Below are 1,249 nucleotides of genomic sequence, written 5' to 3' on the forward strand. Positions count from 1 at the left end.
GTATTTAGACAGAGAAACGGGCTTACATTACAATACTTTCAGGTATTATGACCCGGATATAGGCAGATTTACGCAGCCGGATCCGATTGGGTTGTTGGGTAAGTTTAATTTGTATCAGTATGCGCCTAATGGGTTGATGTGGATTGACCCAGCAGGATTTGCTGGCGATAAACTTATTGATGGTATACCTCAAAATTCAGGCATTGTTCGGCGTTTTATGTCAAAAGCCGAATTTAAAAAATTTACTCATAACGGATTTACATATAATCCAATAGATTGTAGAGGAGGAATTAGTGTTACTTCTGCGAAAATTGACCCCAAAAATCCAGATGCCATAAAAGAGCTTTGGAGCATTAGGTGTAGATTACTATTTTGATATTAACACCACAGGTAAAAATGTAGAATTAAAAGTTAAAACTAAAGGCGGAGTTATAGACTGAAAAATTAAAGATAATGTTACTCCTAAAGATATTGAAAGAAAGGGTAAGGTAAAAATGTTAATTGATACTTTACAGGAATTTAATGATTTATATAATAAATTATGGCAACAAATAACCGATGAAAATGAAGTAAAAAATTTTATTAATCATGCTGATGTTACAAAAGCTACTTATTTACTAAAAGAATTAGTTAAAATCAATATACTCCGTTTAGCTTCTTTTAAATTATTTTTACAAATAAACAAAAACGAAGCCTTATTATTTTTAAAAGATTGGTATCTATCTCGAGATCTTTCTAATTATGGTGAAAGTCAAATTTTAGATATTGGTCTTATGCTATCAGATATAAAAGATATTCTAGGGGAGAAGGAGCTGAATAATATACTAAACTGCAAAGAATTTTTATCCAAAAATAAAAAAAATAAATGGGTAAAAGAAGCTATTATGTTTGCCAAACAAGATGACTAACGAACAATTAATTAATCTAAAGGGAACAAAGCAATTACTACTATAACTGCAACGGCCGAATCGAAAGCTGTCGTAACCAAGCATACTGAACCAAGACAGCCGCATTGAAAACCAAAACTTCGCACGCTTTAACTAGATATTCCACAGCAGTAGGAATACTTAGCTGCTGCGGATGAACATTTAAATAAAACCAAATCTAAAACAGGTGGAAAGAAATGTTAACCAAAAAACAACTAAATCAAGTAAATTCAGTATTCGGCGTCTATATAAAAGATGGGTTGTATTCATTAGCGCAATCCAGAAAAAATCATTGGATGGAGTTTTTTAATATATTTAGTGAT

Annotated in this window: 2 protein-coding genes; both read left to right on the forward strand. The window is 31.5% G+C overall.

Features of this window, described 5'->3' with window-relative positions; all coding sequences use genetic code 11:
* On the forward strand, nucleotides 1-376 hold a 376-nt coding region (locus J3U75_RS09040; protein ID WP_267391630.1), incomplete at its 5' end, for an RHS repeat-associated core domain-containing protein.
* A gap of 118 nt (nucleotides 377-494) precedes the next feature.
* Nucleotides 495-908, forward strand: a complete 414-nt coding sequence (locus tag J3U75_RS09045; RefSeq protein WP_267391631.1) for a hypothetical protein — start codon at nucleotides 495-497, stop codon at nucleotides 906-908.
* The last annotated feature ends 341 nt before the right edge of the window (nucleotides 909-1,249 follow it).

It is taken from the genome of Snodgrassella sp. B3088, from assembly GCF_026535815.1.
GTDB lineage: Bacteria > Pseudomonadota > Gammaproteobacteria > Burkholderiales > Neisseriaceae > Snodgrassella > Snodgrassella alvi_E.

Coding starts and splice junctions, on each gene's coding strand:
- J3U75_RS09045 (WP_267391631.1), top strand. CDS start 495: ATGTTAATTGATACTTTACAGGAATTTAATGATTTATATAATAAATTA.